The organism is Kitasatospora sp. NPDC101447, from assembly GCF_044767225.1.
Lineage (GTDB): Bacteria > Actinomycetota > Actinomycetes > Streptomycetales > Streptomycetaceae > Kitasatospora.
This window is the reverse complement of sequence record NZ_JBIWNL010000001.1, coordinates 237,577-253,944: the sequence shown is the minus strand read 5'-3', so window position 1 is coordinate 253,944 and position 16,368 is coordinate 237,577. Positions and strand designations below refer to the sequence as shown.

The following is a 16,368-nucleotide window of genomic DNA, read 5'->3' as shown; positions in this document are numbered from 1 at the left end:
GCGGTGTCGTCACGCGGTCGGCCGGCGGGCGGTCGCGGCGGCTGCGGTCAGGCGGCGAGTTCGCCGGCCTGGAGCTGCCAGAGGGATGCGTAGAGTCCGTGCCGGTCGAGCAGTTCGTCGTGGGTGCCCTGTTCGGCGACGACGCCGCCCTTGTCCATGACGTAGATCCGGTCGGCGTGGCGGACGGTGGAGAGCCGGTGGGCGATGACGACCATCGTCCGGTCGGCGGCGAAGCTGCGCAGCGTGCGCTGGATGGCGGCCTCGGTCTCGTTGTCCACGGCGGAGGTGGCCTCGTCGAGGACGACGACCGGCGGGTCCTTGAGGATCGCGCGGGCCAGGGCGATCCGCTGCCGCTGGCCGCCGGAGAGCGCGGCGCCGCGTTCGCCGATCAGGGTGTCGTAGCCGTCCGGCAGCGTCGCGATGAAGGTGTGTGCCTCGGCCATGGCGGCCGCCCGGAGCACGGCCTCGTCGGAGGCCCCGAAGCTGCCGTAGCGGATGTTGTCGGCGATGCTGCCGTCGAAGAGGAACGGGTCCTGGGCGACGAAGCCGATGGCGTGGCGCAGGTCGTGCCGGCGCAGGTCGCGGACGTCCTGTCCGTCGAGCCGGACGCTGCCGGATTCCGCGTCCTGGAAGCGCATCAGGAGTTTGGCGATCGTCGTCTTGCCGGAGCCGGTGGCGCCGACCAGGGCGGTCACCTGCCCGGCCGGAATGGTCAGCGAGAGGTCCTCCAGCGCCGCCGGCCGGCCGGGGTAGGCGAAGGTGACCGCGTCGAGGACGAGCTCGCCCCGCACCTCGGCGGGGTCGAGCGTGCCGTTGCTGCCGTCGGCCTCGACGGGCAGGGCGCGCAGCCGCTGGACCCGGTCGTAGGAGGCGAGGGTGCGCTGGTACTGGTCGACGATGCCGCCGAGCCGGCTCATCCGCATCAGCAGCATCTGGGGCAGCCCGATCAGCGGGCTGAACACCTCGAAGCGCAGGGTGCCGTCGAGCACCGACCGGCCGCCGATCAGCAGGGTGCCGGCCATCGACGCGGTGGTGCAGGCCCGGATGGTCTCGGCGTGGCGGAGTGTGCCCCGGTCGGTCCGGGTCCTGCTCTCCCGGGCCGCCGAGCTCAACTCGTCGACGCGTCCGGCCTCGTGGTCCTCGGTGCAGAAGCTCTTGACGGTGGCGCCGGCTTCCAGGGAGTTGATCACCTGGCTGCCCAGCCTGGCGCGGTGCTCGCCGGTGTCGGCGTAGTCGGCCGCGGCCTTGTCCTGGTGGTGCAGCGACAGCCAGGCGATGACCGGGATCGGCAGGAACGCGATCCAGGCGATCTGCGGCGCCAGCAGGAGGAACGCCGGTACCAGGAGGGCCAGGCTGGTGCCGAGTTGCAGCACGTCGTTGGCCGGGCCGGCGAAGAAGGCGCCGAGCTGGCCGACGTCGTCGGTGAGCGCCCCGGCGACCCGGGTGGTCCGCTCGCCCTCCAGGTGCCCCAGTTCGAGGTGCTGGACGTGCCGGTAGGTGCGGCTGCGCCAGTCGTGCTCGATGTCCTGGCCGAGCCGGCGCCACTGGAGGTTCGAGGCGTACGAGAGGCCCGCCACGGCGGCGCAGGCGGCGGCCACCAGCCCGGCCAGGCCCCAGAGTTGGGCGGACGCGGTGGTCAGGCCGAGGCTGACCAGGGGCGCCGCCTCGCCCTTGATGAGGACCAGTCCGGTCCAGCCGAGGAAGGTGCCGAGCGCCATCTCCGAGACCTGGCAGGAGACCGAGAGCGCGGCGGCCCGGTAGAGGCGGGTGCGGTGCGGGCCGACGATCTCCAGCAGGGGGTGGCGCAGGGCGCCGGCCCCGACCGCCTCCCGGGACGCGTCGACCGTTCTGCGCCAGGCGTTCCGGAGGACGGCCGCGGTCGCGGCGGCCACCCCGCCCACCGCCACCAGCTGCCTGCTCAGTGCCGAGCCCTTGATCAGGGCGACTCCGGCCGCGACGCCGCCGCCGACGGCGAGCACCGGCCGCACGACCAGGCCCCGGTCCGTCCGCGGGGCCGGTGCGGCGGCGGGCCGGGCCGGTGCCGGGCGCCCCGCGCCGGTCGGGTCCGCCGCGACCAGGCTGACGGCTCTGCGGACGATCCGGCCGACGTCCGCGGCGCGCACCCGCGCATCGTGCCGGACGAGCAGCCCGCCGGTGACCGGGTTGGCCCGGGCCTCGGTGATCCCGGGGATGCGGCGCAGCACGGCGGCGAGGACCTCGGCCGTCCGGGGCCGTCCGAGCACCAGCTTGACGTCCCAGCGCTGGCGGCCCGGAATGACCGAGCGCGGGCTCGCGTCCAATTCCACGGAGCGGAATCCGGCTGCGGCACCCAGTAGCGATGGCATGTGTACGATCACCTGTTTGCGGAGGTCGCGGAAAATCGTCTCGGGCACGACGGATCACACGACGGATTGGGAATGTCGGGAAGCGAATGCGCTGCGGCCGGCGGGCCTGCAGTCGCCCGCCGCCGGGGCGCATTCCTTCGCAATCGATCGGAATGCGAGCCCGGCGGCGGGCCTGGTTGCGGACGGGCCGTCAGTGCGTCTTGCCGGCGCCCGCGGTCGCGCGGATCTTGGGGGCCCTGGGGTCCTCCTCCGCGGCCCGGCGGGCCCGCTCGGTGGCCTCGTCCTTCGCGTTGCTCGGGGCGGCGCCCTCGGCGGTGGTGCGCTGGCCGTCGGCCGGCCGGGGTCCGGCCTCACCGGCGGCGATCTGGGCCGCCATCATGTCGGCGGCCACCTCGGCCGCGAGGTCGTGGATGTTCTCCCCGGCCTCGTGCGCGGCCTTCTTCACCTCCATCGCGATGCCGACGGACGTCTTGACGACTCCTCGCACCAGCGGCTTGAGCAGACGCTTGGCCAGGGGCGCGACCACGAGGCCGATCAGGAAGGGCGGTACTACGGGCGGCATGATGCTCCATCCTCTCCACACACAGGTATGACTGGGACCCGGGCACTGCGGACACGGAGCAGCGCACAGCCGGGTGGACGGAAGCATTCCACCTCGGAATCCGGGATTCACCTACCGAATCGGTATTCCGGACACCGGCATGCGCCGCCCGATCTCATGGCCACCGTAGTCGAACCATGTCCGCCGGAGCCAAGCGGGCTCCGCCGGTTCACTCTTGTGAGTGTTCATGGCTTGCACCCACACCCTGAATGGCGGCGCGCTGTACACAAGCTAAATGCGATGACCCGCTTTTCATATTCATTCGACGTCACGTGGAAGGCCCAGTTCACGCGCCACCCTCCGCCGCAGTCCCGGGAACGGCAACGCCCCGCCTCCCAGTACCGCCTCGTGGAAGGCCCGCACGTCGAACCCGGCCCCCAGCTCCGCCTCGGCCCGCGCCCGGAGCCCGCCGAACTCCAGGAAGCCCGCCCGGTAGGAGAGCGCCTGACCGGGCAGGTCGGTCGAGTAGCGCAGCAGGTCGGAGGTGATCTGGCCGTCCGCCTCGGTGCAGTTGACGCGCATGAACTCCCGTGCCTGCTCCAGACCCATCGTCCCGAGGTTGAGCCCGGTGTCGACGACGAGGCGCTGGGCGGTGAACCGCTCCTGCGCCAGGCGCCCGTAGGCGTCCCACGGATCCGCGTAGAGACCCGCCTCCCAGCCGAGACCCGCCGCGTACTCGGCCCAGCCCTCGTTGAAGGCACCGAACTCCGCCGCCTCGCGCCGCAGTTGCGGCAGCGAGCGGTCCTCGGCCTGCCGGGCGAGGTGGAAGTGGTGGCCCGGAGCCAGCTCGTGGAGGATCAGCGAGGCCGAGCCCAGCAGGGACCTGTGCTCCAGGTCGGAGCCGTTGTAGCGGTAGCGCCCGACCGGCTCGGCCGCCGTCGGAGCCTCGTAGTAGCCGAAGGTCATCCCCGGCTCCAGCGCCGGATCCAGCCGGGCCAGCCCGTACGGCGCCCGCGGCACGGTGGCGAACAGGCGCGGCAGCACGGGGGCCAGCCGGTCGAGGTGGCCCCGGTAGCGCGCCTCGACCTCCTCCGGCGTCCGGGCGTACAGCCGGGGCTCGGTCCGCAGCCGCTCGTGGAACTCGGCCTCCGAGCCGTGGAAGCCCAGCGTCGCGCGGACCTCCCGCATCCGCTCGGCGAGTTCCCGGCACTGCTCGCGGCCGAGTTCGTGCAGCCGCTCGGGCGCGGTGTCGCCCCCGCTGTGGATCCGGGCGAAGTCCCGGTACGCCGCCTCGCCGTCCCGGTAGTGCGCCCAGCCGACGGCCCGCGGCGCCGCGCCCAGGTAGGCCGGGTCGTCGAGGAGGGCGAGCAGCCGGTCGAAGCCCGGCGTCAACTCGTCCTCGACCAGCCGCCGTACGCCGTCCCGGAGGCGCCCGCGCCCGGCCGGCCCCAGCCCGTCGAGCCGGTCCTCGGCCACCTCCACCCGGCCCGCCACCGACGTCCGCAGCCCGGCGAGGGTGGCGCGCGCTCCGGCCAGCGCCGGGGCGGGCACCCGGAAGCCGCGCGCCGCCTGACCCGCCACCTTGTCGCCGATCGAGCCGACCACCCCGGCCAGCTCCCGCACCAGCCCCACGTACCGCTCGACGTCCGACGGCTGGGCGAAGGACAGCGGGCGCAGCACCGCGTCGACGTACAGCGACAGCGGGAACAGCCGGTAGGGCGTGGCCGCGGACGTCAGCCAGTAGCTGCGGTGGGTGCGCAGCTCCTGATCGGCCAGCCCCGCCAGGAACGCGGCGGTGTCGGCGTCGGCACCGGACAGCCCCGCGCCGTCGAGCGCCCGCACCCGGCCCAGCACCTCCTCGGCGAACCGCGCCCGCTCCTCCGCCTCGGCCGGGGAGGCCCTGGGCAGCGTCTCGACCGGGAGCCCCTGGCGGACCCTCAGCAGCGGATCGCGCTCCGACAGGAAGCCCCAGTAGCGGTCCGTCAGTCGCCGGACCTCCCGGCCCGGTTCGTTCGCACTCGTGCTCATGCGGCCATCCTGGCGACGGCCGGCCGCCGAGCGCCCCCGGTCCGGGACGCACGGACGTGACACCCCTCGAAAGGGTGAATCACGATCCCCTCCCCGGCCGCCGCCCACGGCTCCCGGCCGGGCCGACAGGCGGCTCCGGGCGTTCGAACATGCCTGCGGCGCCGGTCAGTTGAACCGTCACAGCGAGGACCCGGTGGCACCATGGCCGCCATGCCACGACGCACTCCGCCGGTCGCGCCGGCGGCCGCCCTCACCGCCGCGGCCGTCGCGCTGGCCGGCTGCGGAGGCGCCGCCCGGTCCTCGACGAGCACCCCGCTCGTCGACCACGGGACCGTCCGGATCGCCGAGTCCAGCGAGACGCCGAGCTTCGACCCGTACTCCACCTTCGGCGCCGGTCAGGCCCGCTACGCCTACGACTCGCTGGTCGACGTCGCCCCCGACGGCACCGTGGTCTCCGGACTCGCCTCCTCCTGGCAGGCCACCACCACCGCGGCCACCTTCACCCTCCGCCCGGGCGTCACCTGCTCCGACGGCACCCCGCTCACCGCCTCCGCCGTGGTCCGGGCGCTGACGTACGCGGGCGACCCGGCCCGCCGGCTGGCCGGCGCCCGGACCGTCCTGCCGAACGTCCCGTTCACCGCGGACGCCGACGACCGGGCCGGCACGGTGTCGGTCACCACCGCCGCGCCCTTCCCGTTCCTGACCCGCACCCTCGGGCTGCTGCCGATCGTCTGCCCCGCCGGCCTCGACCGGCCCGAGACGCTGGAGCGCACCACCCGGGGCACCGGCCCGTACGTGCTCACCCGCTACTCCCCCGGCGGGCCCTACGAGTTCACCGTCCGCGAGGGCTACACCTGGGGCCCCGACGGGGCGACCACCGCCGCACCCGGCCTGCCGGCCCGGATCGTCCTGTCCGTGGTGCCCCAGGCCTCCACCACCGCGAACCTGCTGCTCACCGGAGGCCTCGACATCGCGAACGTCACCGGGCCCGACCGCGCCCGGCTCACCGGACGCGGCCTGGCCGCCGAGGACGTGGCGACGGTGGTCGGGCTGACCTTCTTCAACCAGCGCCCCGGCCGCCCCCTCGCCGACCCGGCGCTGCGCCGCGCCCTGGTGTCCGCCCTCGACCGCCAGGGGCTCGCCAACGTCGCCGTCGGCGGCACCGGCCACCCGGCCGGCGACTTCGGCGCCGAGGGCGCCGTCTGCCACGCCGACCTCGCCACCGCCAACCTACCCGCGCAGGACGCCCCCGCGGCCCTGCGCGCCGCCGGCTGGACCCGCACCGGCGACGGCCCGCTCGGCAAGGACGGCCGGCCGCTGAGGCTGCGCCTGATCACCAGCCCGGACCTCGGCCCGACCCTGCCGCCCGCCGCCGAACTGATGGCCCGGACCTGGACGGCGCTCGGCGCGGACGTCGACCTGGTCACCGAGAGCCTGCCCGCCCTCGTCAACGCCATGTACCGGACCGGCGACTTCGACGTCGTGGTCGGCAGCACCCCGGGCTTCGCCCTGCCGGTCGGCTTCGTCCCGTTCTTCTCCGGCCCCACCCCCGCCCAGGGCCTCAACTTCGCCGGGGTCGCCGACCCCGAGTACGACGCCCTGGTCTCCCAGGCCCTCCGGGAACCGGACACCGAGGGCTGCGGCACCTGGAACCGGGCCGCCGCCGCGCTCTTCCGCTCGGCCGCCGCCCTGCCGATCGCGGACGGCCGGAGCACCGTGTACGGCTACCGCACCACCTTCGCCACCACCTTCGGCGGCCGGCTCGTCCCCACCAGCATCCGCCTCCACCGATGACCCGGGGGCCCACCGTGTTGTCCCTGCCCGACCTGCTGCGACACCCGTGGACGGCGTTCCTCGGCCGCCGCGCCGCCCGGCTGCTGCTCTCCCTCGCCGTCGTGCTCACCGCGTCCTTCGCGATGGTCCGCCTCGTCCCGGGCGACCCGGTCCGCGCCGCCCTCGGCGTCGACGCCGCCCCCGACCTGGTCGCCGCCCGCCGGCACGAACTGGGCCTCGACGTGCCCTTCCTCGACCAGTACCGGCACTACCTCGACGGCCTGCTGCACGGGGACCTCGGGACCTCCCTGGTCACCGGCACCCCGGTCGCGGAGCTGGTCCGCACCCGGCTGCCGGCCACCCTGGAGATCGCCGCCCTGGCCTTCCTGGTCACCCTCGCCGTCGCCCTGCCCGGCGGACTGCTCGCCGCCGTCCGCACCCGGGGCGGCCGCCACCCGCGCAGCGAGCTGTCGTTCACCGTGGTCACCGCCGGCCTGGCCGGAGTGCCCGACTTCGTGCTGGCCGCCGGACTCACCGCGCTGCTGGCCGTCGGCCTGCGACTGCTGCCGGTGGCCGGCACCGCGGGAGCCGAGTCCCTCGTCCTGCCGGTCCTGGCGCTCTCCCTCGCGCCGACGGCCGTCCTGCTGCGCATCGTCCGGGTCGAGGCGCTGAAGGTGCTGGGCGAGGACTACCTGCGCACCGCCCGGAGCAAGCGGCTGTCCCCCGCCCGCCGCTACCTGCGGCACGCTGCGCCCAACACGGCCACCGCCGCGCTCACCGTCGCCGGGAGCCTGCTGCCCGGCATGATCGCCGGTACCGTCCTGGTCGAGAAGGTGTTCGCCTGGCCGGGCATCGGATCGGCGATGGCCCAGTCCGTGGTAGCCCAGGACTACCCGGTGATCCAGGCGATGGTGCTGGTCCTGGGCACTGCCGTGCTGCTCTCCGGCCTCCTGGTCGACGTGCTGCTGGCCGTGCTGGACCCTCGTTCGACGATCCGGGAGAGCTGAGATGCCCCGTCCCACCAGGCACCCCCGCTCGCCGATGGCCTGGATCTCGGCGGTCATGCTGACGTCGCTGCTCGTCCTCGCCGTGGCCGCACCGCTCGTGTGGGGCACCGCGGCCGACCGCCCCGACCCCTTCGCGGTGCTCCAGGGCCCGTCCGCGGCCCACCCGTTCGGCACCGACAACCTCGGCCGGGACGTGCTCGCCCGGGTCCTGACCGCCACCCGGCCCTCCCTGCTGCCGGCCCTCGCCGCCACGGTGCTCGGCGCCACCGGCGGCGTCCTGCTCGGCGCGGCCACCGCCGTGGTCGGCCCGCGCGCCCGCCGGCTGGTCGCCGGCCTGATCACCCTGCTGCTCGCCTTCCCCGCGCTGCTGGTCGCGATGTTCCTCGCGGTGGTGTTCGGCGCGGGCGCCGGCGGGGCGGTGCTCGCGCTCGCCGTCGCGGGCGTCCCCGGCTTCGCCCGGCTCGCCCAGACCCTCGCCGCCGCCGTGGCCGGCACCGACCACCTGGCCGCGGCCCGGGTCCTCGGCCTGCGCCGGCACCGGCTGCTGTGGCGGCACGTCCTGCCCAACATCGCCGAGCCGCTGCTGCTGGCCGCCACCACGGCCGCGGGCACGGCCCTGGTCGCGCTCTCCGGGCTGAGCTTCCTCGGGCTGGGCGTCCAGCCGCCCGACTACGACTGGGGGCAGCTGCTCAACCAGGGCCTCGACCGCATCTACGCCGACCCGCTGCCCGCGCTCGCCCCCGGCCTGGCCGTCCTCTACGCGGCCCTGACCTTCCAGCTGCTCGGCGAGGTCCTGGCCCGTCGCGTCGCCGGGCGCGATCCGGCACCCCGGACCCCCGCGTCACCGCCCGCCCCGAGCGGGCCGGCCGAGGAGGGCCTGGTGCTCCAGGTCGAGGACCTCAGCGTCGAACTCCCCACCCCGGACGGCACGATCCGGCCGGTGCGCGGTGTGAGCCTCGCCCTGCGACCGGGCGAGATCGTCGGGCTCGTCGGCGAGTCGGGCTCCGGCAAGTCGCTGACCGCACTCGCCGTCGCCGACCTGCTCCCCGAACGGGCCCGGGTCACCCGGCGGACCCTGCGCCTGCTCGGCGCCGACCTCGCCACCATGACCCCGAAACAGCGCGACCGGCACCTCGCGACCGCCCTGGCGACGGTCTTCCAGAACCCGGCCTCCGCGCTCAACCCGTCCCTGCGGATCTCCACCCAGCTCACCGAAGCCGTCCGGGCCCACCGCGGCGCGAGCCGCGCCCGGGCCGAGGCCGAGGCCGCCGAGGCGCTGCGCCGGGTGGCCCTTCCCCCCGCGCTGCTGCGCTCGCGCCCGCACCAGCTCTCCGGCGGCCAGCGCCAGCGCGTGATGATCGCCGCCGGGCTGATGGTGCGGCCGGCCCTCGTCATCGCCGACGAGCCGACCACCGCGCTCGACGTCACCGTGCAACGGCAGATCACCCGCCTGCTCGGCGACCTCCGGCGGGACACCGCCACCGCGATCCTGTTCATCAGCCATGACATCGCGCTGGTCGGCGGCTTCTGCGACCGCGTCCTGGTGATGTACGCGGGCAGCGTCGTCGAGTCCCTGCCCGCCGACCGCCTCGCCGACGGCACCCGGCACCCGTACACCCGCGCACTGGTCGCCTCGGTGCCGGACCTCACCGCCGACCGCGACCGGCCGCTGCCGACGGTCGAGGGCGCGCCACCCGACCCGCTCGCCACCGCGCCGGGCTGCGCGTTCGAGCCCCGCTGCCCGCGCCGCCGGGACCACTGCGCCGAGCAGGCCCCGCCGCTGGGGGACCTCGACGCGGTCCACCGGGTGGCCTGCTGGTACCCGGTGGCGGCGGAGGTGGTGGTGTCATGACCGAACTCCGGGTCTGCGACCTCACCGTCCGCCACCGCGGACCGCGCGGCCCGGTCGCCGCCGTCGACGGGGTCTCGCTGGAGATCCCGCCGGGCACCTCGCTCGGGCTGGTGGGCGAGTCCGGCTCGGGGAAGTCGAGCCTGGCCCGCGCGATCGTCGGGCTGACCCCCGTGCACGGGGGCCGGATCCTGCTGGACGACCGGGAGGTCCGGGTCCGTACGATCGGCGACCGCCGCCGCCTCGGCCGGCTGGTCCAGATCGTCCTCCAGGACCCGGACACCGCGCTGGACCCCCGGATGACCGTCCGCCGGACCCTGCTCGAAGCGGCCACCGCGTTCCGCCGGCTCGACCGGCGGGCCCGTGCCGAGCGCGTCCCCGCCCTGCTCGAACTCGTCGGCCTGGACCCCCGGTTCGCGGACCGCCTGCCCCGGCAGCTGTCCGGCGGCCAGCGCCAGCGGGTCGCCGTCGCCCGCGCCCTGGCCGTCGAACCCGGCCTGCTGATCGCCGACGAGCTCACCTCCGCGCTCGACGTCTCGGTGCAGGCCGCCGTGCTCAACACCATCCGCGACCTCCAGCGGCGGCTCGGCCTGTCCATGCTGTTCATCGGCCACAACCTGCCGGCGGTCTGCCACGTCTCCGACGCGGTGGCCGTCATGCGGCACGGCCGGATCGTGGAGACCGCCCCCACCGCGGCCGTCCTGCGCGCCCCGCAGCACCCGTACACCCGGGAACTGCTCGCCGCCGTACCGAGCCTGCGCACGCCCCCACCCGAGGAGAGGCTCCCATGACCCCCAGGCACCCGGACGCGGTGGTCGTCGGAGCCGGCGTGATCGGCGCGGCCGTCGCCCTCGAACTCGCCCGCGCCGGACGCCGGGTGGTCGTCGTGGACAAGGCGGGCGCCGCCGGGCACGGCTCCACCAGCGCCTCCAGTGCGATCATCCGCTTCAACTACTCCACCTTCGACGGCGTCGCCACGGCCTGGGAGGCCCGGCACCTCTGGACGTCCTGGCCCGACCACCTCCGGCTCACCCACCGCCACCCGCTCGCCGCCTTCCACCGCACCGGCGCCGTCGTGCTCGACTCCCCCGGCGCCGCGCCGGCCGAGGTGGCCGCCCTGTTCGACCGCGTCGGCGTCCCGTACGAGCGATGGGACACCCCGACCCTGCGCGAACGCCTCCCGGGGATCGACCCCGGCCGGTACTGGCCGCCGAAGCCGGTGGAGGACGACGCCTTCTTCGACGGACCGGCCGGCGAACTCGGCGCCCTGTTCACCCCGGACGCCGGGTTCGTCGACGACCCGCAGCTCGCCGCCCGGAACCTCGCCGACGCGGCAGCCGAACGGGGCGCGCGCTTCCTGTTCCACCACACCGTGACGGCCGTCGACCGGCACGCGGACCGGGTGGCGGGCGTCCGGCTCGCCGACGGCACGCGGATCGCCGCACCGGTCGTGGTCAACGCCGCCGGCCCCTGGTCGGGCGGCCTCAACCGGCTGGCCGGCGTCGGCCACGACTTCACGATCCGCGTACGGCCCCTGCGCGAGGAGGTCCACCAGGTCCCCCTGCCCACCGGCCACACCCCCGTGCCGGTCGTCGCCGACCTCGACCTCGGCACCTACCTGCGGTCGGCCCCGGGCGGACACCTCCTGGTCGGCGGGACGGAACCGGACTGCGACCCGCACGAGTGGATCGACGACCCGGACGCGGCCGACCCCCGCCCCACCGCCCGCCGCTTCCGCACCCAGGTGACCCGGGCCGCCCGGCGCCTCCCCGCGATCGGCGTCCCCAACCGGCCGCTCGGGGTCGCGGGGGTGTACGACGTCGCCGACGACTGGACGCCGATCTACGACCGCACCGCCCTCGACGGCTACTACGTCGCCATGGGCACCAGCGGCAACCAGTTCAAGAACGCCCCGCTGGTGGGCCGCTTCCTCGCCGCCCTGATCGACTCGGTCGAAGCCGGCCACGACCACGACGGCGACCCGCTCCGGTACCGCTGCGAGCACACCGGCAACGTCGTGGACCTGGGCGCCTTCTCCCGCCGGCGCCCGCCCCGGGCGGACCCGGCGCGGACCGTCATGGGCTGACCACCCGCAGCTCCTGCACCAGGCCCGCGACCACGTCGACCACGAACCCGGGCGCCTCGTGCGGGAAGTCGTGTCCCGTCCCCGCCGGGGTGTGCACCAGCCGTGACGCCGTCGACGCCGCCAGGTACCGCGTCCGGCTCCGGAGGTAGAAGCGGCGGATCCGCTCGGCCTCGACCGCGTCCCGGGCCCCGGCCAGCACCGCCTCGCCGCCGATGAGGTCCCGGGGTATCACCAGCACCAGCGGCAGGTCCCCGAGGTCCCCGTCGTACACCACGGTGTCCCAGCCCACCCGCGCCAGCCCGGGCGCCGACAGCTCGGCGAAGACCGACGCGGCGGCGCAGCCCTGCCCGGCCCGGCCCTCGGGGCCGCGGTGGGCGCCGAACAGCTGCCGCACCGCCGCCCGCACGAAGCCGCGACGCATCCCGGCGAGCTGCCGGCTCGGCGGCGCGAAGGCGATGACCTCCAGCGGCGTCGGATCCAGCAGGACGAGCCCGGCCACCAGCTCCGGCCGGCGCCTGGCCACGTTCGCGACCAGCAAGCCGCCGAAGGAATGGCCGACGAACACGAACGGCGGACGCTCCCCCGCCCCCTGCAGCGCCGCCACCAACTCCTCCGCCTCGCCCGCCGTCGTCCGCGGGAACGGCCCGACATCGCTCCAGCCCGTCCCGAGGCGGTCGACCAGCACCGAGCGGGCCCGGGCCGACAGCATCGTGTGCAGCTCCCGGAAGTCCGCACCGGGGGCGTGCCCGCCGGGCACCCAGACCACCGTCGGCCCGCCCGCGGCCTCCCCCTCCGCGAGGAGGTGCATCCGGTGACCGCCCACGTCGACCAGCCGCCCCGGCGGCGGATTCGCCCGCGCCTCCCGGGCCACCAGTACCAGGTGCCGCACGGCTCCCACCGCCAGCAGCACACCGGCGGCCGTCACCAGGCCGCCGAGCACCACCGCCCACGCCGACCCCACGCCGAGCAGAACGCCACCCACCGCCACCACCAGCACCGTGACCGGCACACCCAGCCAGTCCCGGCTCAGTAACGCGAGCAAGGAGTCCGTGACCCGTCCGTCCCGGCGCATCGGTCCTCCGCAAGGGCTCGAAAACCGATCTCTGCCGGAGTCATTCCCCCATCCACCAGGCCCGACGCCGGACCTTCCCACGGAATCGACCGGAACCGCCGGAATCGACCGCCCCGCACCCGACCGGCGGCCCGAGGTCACCGCAACGCCCCCGGGTGCCGTGTCACCCCGCCGGCCCCACCTTCCACGGACGGGTGAAATCCCGGCCGACAGCTCGCCCACCGGCCGCCGCGAACGCCAGCATGGCCCGCATGACCACCACGAACACCCCAGCCGAGCGGGCCGCCCAGGCCCGGGCGGCCGAAGCCCAGCTCGCCGCCGACGGAATCGACGGGGTGGTGTTCGGCTGGGTCGACAACGCCGGGCTCACCCGGGTGAAGTCCGTCCCGCTCGCCCAGCTCGAACACGCCGCCGAGTACGGCGTCGGCGCCGTGCCGTGCTTCGACGTCGCCCTGGTGGACGACACCTTCACCACCGCGCCTTCGAGCACCGGCCCGGTGGGCGACCTGCGGCTCGTCCCCGACCTCGACCGGCTCACCCCGCTCGCCGCCCAGCCCGGCTGGGCCTGGGCCCCGGCCGACCGCTACACCCAGGACGGCACCCCGCACCCCGGCTGCCAGCGCCACTTCGCCCGCCGGGTCACCGAGGCCGTCGAGCAGCGCGGGCTCGCGGTCCGGGCCGGGATCGAGATCGAGTGGGTGGTGGCCGACGCCGCCGGGGCACCCGCCACGGTCGCGCCCGCGTACGGGATGACCCGCTTCATCGAGCACTCCGACTACCTGCGCGAGGTGCTGCGGGCCCTCACCGCCCAGGGACTGGCCGTCCTCCAGATCCACCCCGAGTACGCCGCCGGGCAGTTCGAGGTCTCCGTCGCCGCCGAGGGGCCGGTCGAGGCGGCCGACACCACGATGCTGGTGCGCCACACCATCCGGGCCGTCTCCGCCCGGCACGGCCTGCGGGTCTCGTACGCCCCCGTCTTCGCCGAGGGCTCGGTCGGCAACGGCGGCCACCTGCATCTCAGCCTCTGGCGCGAGGGCCGGAACCTCGCGCACGGCGGCCCCGGCCGCCACGGGCTGCACCCCGAGGCGGAGCACTTCCTCGCGGGCGTGCTGGCCGAGCTGCCCGCCCTGCTCGCCCTCGGCGCGCCCGGCGTCGCCTCCTACCTGCGGCTGGTGCCCTGCCACTTCGCCGGGGCCTACCGCTGCTGGGGCCTGGAGAACCGTGAGGCGGCGCTGCGCCTGATCGCCGGCTCCGCCGCCCGGCAGGCCAACGCCGAACTCAAGTGCTTCGACGCCGCCGCCAACCCGTACCTGACGGTCGGCGGTGTGCTGGCCGCCGGACTCACCGGCCTCGACGCCGGCCTTCCCCTCCCGCCCGAGACCCTGCGCGACCCCGCCGTCCTCGCCGACGCCGAGCGCCTCCCGGCGAGCCTGCCGGAGGCGATCGACGCGTACGAGAAGTCCGCACTGCTGCGCCAGGCGCTCGGCCCCGAGCTCTACGAGACCGTGCTGGCCGTGCGGCGCGCGGAGGCGGAGGCGTTCGCGATGCACACGGACGCCGACGTCATCGAGGCCGTCCGCTGGCGCTACTGACGAGCGCCGGTTCCACACCGTCGTTTCCCGGGCGATGAGCCGGTCGAGGACCGGCTCATCGCCTTCGCGCATCGCTGAGCCCGGCAGGCCGCCGGGGCGTCCGCCTCAGCCCACCTCGGCCCTGGGCGGGGGCCCGAGGGTCGGGACGGCAACGGCAGACTCCAGCGGCATCGTCATGTAGACGGCCTCGTCGCCGTAGCTCGCGGGCAGGTCGGTCTCGGGCCGGGCGCGGTAGCCCAGTGGGGTCCACAGGACGTGCGAGCCGCGGACGGCGACCAGTGAGAGGCTCCGGTAGCCGGCCGCCCTGGCGGTGGCCTCCAGGTGGCGCAGCATGCGCGAGGCGAGGCCACGGCCGCGCAACTCCTCGGCGATGACGAGGTCGTGGGCGTGCAGGTTGGTGGTGGGTGGCTTGTGCCTGGTGGTGGTGTTTTCGGTGTGGTGGAGGTCGGGGCAGTGGTGGAGGGGGTAGGGCAGGGCGAGGAGGTAGCCGCCGACGTGGCCTGCGTGGTCGAGGACGAAGCAGGTGGAGGGTGAGGTGCGGTGTCGGGACTGGAGTGCGTCGCGGCCTTCGGAGAGGCCGCTGGTGGCGTAGGCGTGTTCTTCGAGTGCGACGACGGTGTCCCAGTCGTCGGCGCGCAGGAGTCGGATCCGGGGGTCGGTCATGGGGTGTCTCCGTTCGGGGCCTGGGCGCCGCCGATGCTGGTGTGGGGTAGTGGGGTGAAGCCGTTGAAGCCCTGGGTGGTGTAGGCGGTGGCGTAGGCGCCGCAGGAGTGGATCCAGACGGGGTCGCCGGAGGCGACGGCGTGGGGGACGCGGACGGGGGCGCCGTCGTGGGTGTAGGCGTCGTCGCTGTCGCAGGTGGGGCCGGCGACGACGGCGTTGACGAACTGGCCGCCGGGGTGGCCGGGGAACTCCAGGCGGTACTGGAGCTGGTCCATCTCGTAGAGGCCGTTGAACTTGCCGCAGCTGAGGTAGAGCCAGTCCTCGCGGGTGCCGTCGAGGCGGTGGCGGGTGGTGAGGCGGGCGACGTGGGCGCGGATGGCGCCGTGGTCGGCGACCAGGTGGCGTCCGGGTTCGACGAGGAACTCCAGTGGTCCGGCGTTGACGGCGCGCAGCCGGTCGGTGCCTTCGCGGATGACGGTGAACATCTTGTCGAGTGGGGGGTCGAGGGGGTTGCCGTGGCGGTCGAGGACGCCGAGGGCGGGCAGTCCGCCGCCGAGGTTGATGCGCCGGGGGGTGATGCCGCGCCGGTTGAGGGCTTCCAGGACGGCGGCGAGGGAGTCCAGGGCGGTGCTCCAGGCTTCGGCGGTCATCTGCTGGGAGCCGACGTGGACGGACAGGCCGGAGGGGAGGAGTCCGGCGGTTCGGGCTTGGTCGAGCAGGCGCAGGGCGTCTTCGGGTGAGCAGCCGAACTTGTGGTTCAGGCCCCACAGGGCGCCTTCGCCGCTGGTTGCGATCCGGCAGAACACCCTTGAGCCGGGGGCGTGTTCGGCGATGGCGGCGAGGTCCTGGGGGCTGTCGGTGGCGAAGTCGCGCACGCCCAGCCGGTAGGCCTGGGCGATGTGGCGGTCGGACTTGACGGTGTTGCCGTAGTGGATCAGTTCGGGCGCCACGCCGGTGCGCAGTGCCTGGGCGATCTCCTGGGGGCTTGCCGCGTCGAAGCCGGAGCCGAGTGCGGCGAGGTGGCCGAGGACCTCGTCCACCGGACAGGCCTTCATCGCGAACCGCACCGCGACACCCGGCAGTTCGGCACACAGCGCGGCGTACTGACGGCCGATGCCGTCCAGGTCGTAGATGATCCGGTCATCGGTCGCGGCCGCAAGGGCGGCCCGCAACGCGGTCTGGTCGAACTGGTCGGGGTGGGGCCCGATGGGTGCGTGCGAGGTGGCCGGCGCGATGAGGGCACGGTGGCCGGTTCTGCCATGGTCGGCCATCCGGCGTGGTCCGGCGGTCTGGCGCAGGTCGATGGTCTGAGGCGTCACGTGTGAACTTCCGGTCCGACTAGACGATTGATGCCAAGGGCTTGCTGGCACGCAGGAGATGAGGCAAGGGAGTCCGGAGGTCGGCTGTGACCC

General features: G+C 75.0%; 12 protein-coding genes. 6 read left to right on the top strand and 6 right to left on the bottom strand.

Annotated features, from left to right (window positions below; translation table 11 throughout):
- Positions 1–47: 47 nt before the first annotated feature.
- From ACIRST_RS01185 to ACIRST_RS01175, 3 genes are all read right to left on the bottom strand, one after another.
- Positions 48–2,306, bottom strand: a complete 2,259-nt coding sequence (locus ACIRST_RS01185) for an ATP-binding cassette domain-containing protein (protein WP_402798914.1) — start codon at positions 2,304–2,306, stop codon at positions 48–50.
- Positions 2,307–2,535: 229 nt separating this feature from the next.
- Entirely contained in the window at positions 2,536–2,907 is a 372-nt protein-coding gene (locus ACIRST_RS01180) for a DUF5132 domain-containing protein (protein WP_350525053.1), read from the bottom strand.
- Positions 2,908–3,204: 297 nt separating this feature from the next.
- On the bottom strand, positions 3,205–4,914 hold the full coding sequence (locus ACIRST_RS01175) for a DUF885 domain-containing protein (protein ID WP_402798911.1): 1,710 nt from the start codon (positions 4,912–4,914) through the stop codon (positions 3,205–3,207).
- A 210-nt stretch (positions 4,915–5,124) separates the two neighbouring features.
- On the opposite strand from ACIRST_RS01175, the gene ACIRST_RS01170 reads away from it, so the two are divergent.
- Genes ACIRST_RS01170 through ACIRST_RS01150 form a run of 5 tightly spaced genes read left to right on the top strand, consistent with a single transcriptional unit; the run spans position 5,125 to position 11,629 of the window.
- Entirely contained in the window at positions 5,125–6,708 is a 1,584-nt protein-coding gene (locus ACIRST_RS01170) for an ABC transporter substrate-binding protein (RefSeq protein ID WP_402798909.1), read from the top strand.
- A complete protein-coding gene (locus ACIRST_RS01165; RefSeq protein ID WP_402798907.1) occupies positions 6,705–7,694 on the top strand; it encodes an ABC transporter permease in 990 nt (329 codons plus the stop codon). The genes ACIRST_RS01170 and ACIRST_RS01165 overlap by 4 nt, the downstream gene beginning before the upstream one ends.
- 1 nt (position 7,695) lies before the next feature.
- Entirely contained in the window at positions 7,696–9,546 is a 1,851-nt protein-coding gene (locus tag ACIRST_RS01160; protein WP_402798904.1) for a dipeptide/oligopeptide/nickel ABC transporter permease/ATP-binding protein, read from the top strand.
- Complete coding sequence (locus tag ACIRST_RS01155; protein WP_402798902.1) at positions 9,543–10,334, top strand: ABC transporter ATP-binding protein; 792 nt, start codon at positions 9,543–9,545, stop codon at positions 10,332–10,334. The genes ACIRST_RS01160 and ACIRST_RS01155 overlap by 4 nt, the downstream gene beginning before the upstream one ends.
- Positions 10,331–11,629 (top strand): NAD(P)/FAD-dependent oxidoreductase, encoded by a 1,299-nt coding sequence (locus ACIRST_RS01150; protein ID WP_402798900.1) that lies wholly within the window; start codon positions 10,331–10,333, stop codon positions 11,627–11,629. The genes ACIRST_RS01155 and ACIRST_RS01150 overlap by 4 nt, the downstream gene beginning before the upstream one ends.
- Here ACIRST_RS01150 and ACIRST_RS01145 read toward each other — a convergent pair.
- Positions 11,619–12,701, bottom strand: a complete 1,083-nt coding sequence (locus ACIRST_RS01145) for an alpha/beta fold hydrolase (protein WP_402798899.1) — start codon at positions 12,699–12,701, stop codon at positions 11,619–11,621. The genes ACIRST_RS01150 and ACIRST_RS01145 overlap by 11 nt on opposite strands.
- A 251-nt stretch (positions 12,702–12,952) precedes the next feature.
- On the opposite strand from ACIRST_RS01145, the gene ACIRST_RS01140 reads away from it, so the two are divergent.
- On the top strand, positions 12,953–14,293 hold the full coding sequence (locus tag ACIRST_RS01140; RefSeq protein WP_402798897.1) for a glutamine synthetase: 1,341 nt from the start codon (positions 12,953–12,955) through the stop codon (positions 14,291–14,293).
- Positions 14,294–14,398: 105 nt separating this feature from the next.
- On the opposite strand, the gene ACIRST_RS01135 is transcribed toward ACIRST_RS01140, so the two are convergent.
- Both ACIRST_RS01135 and ACIRST_RS01130 read right to left on the bottom strand, forming a co-directional pair.
- Positions 14,399–14,956 carry a GNAT family N-acetyltransferase gene (locus ACIRST_RS01135; RefSeq protein ID WP_402798895.1) on the bottom strand — a complete coding sequence of 186 codons (558 nt, stop codon included), beginning with the start codon at positions 14,954–14,956 and terminating at the stop codon, positions 14,399–14,401.
- Positions 14,953–16,275, bottom strand: coding sequence for a type III PLP-dependent enzyme (locus tag ACIRST_RS01130; RefSeq protein WP_402798893.1), 1,323 nt, complete (start codon positions 16,273–16,275; stop codon positions 14,953–14,955). The genes ACIRST_RS01135 and ACIRST_RS01130 overlap by 4 nt, the downstream gene beginning before the upstream one ends.
- Positions 16,276–16,368: the final 93 nt, after the last annotated feature.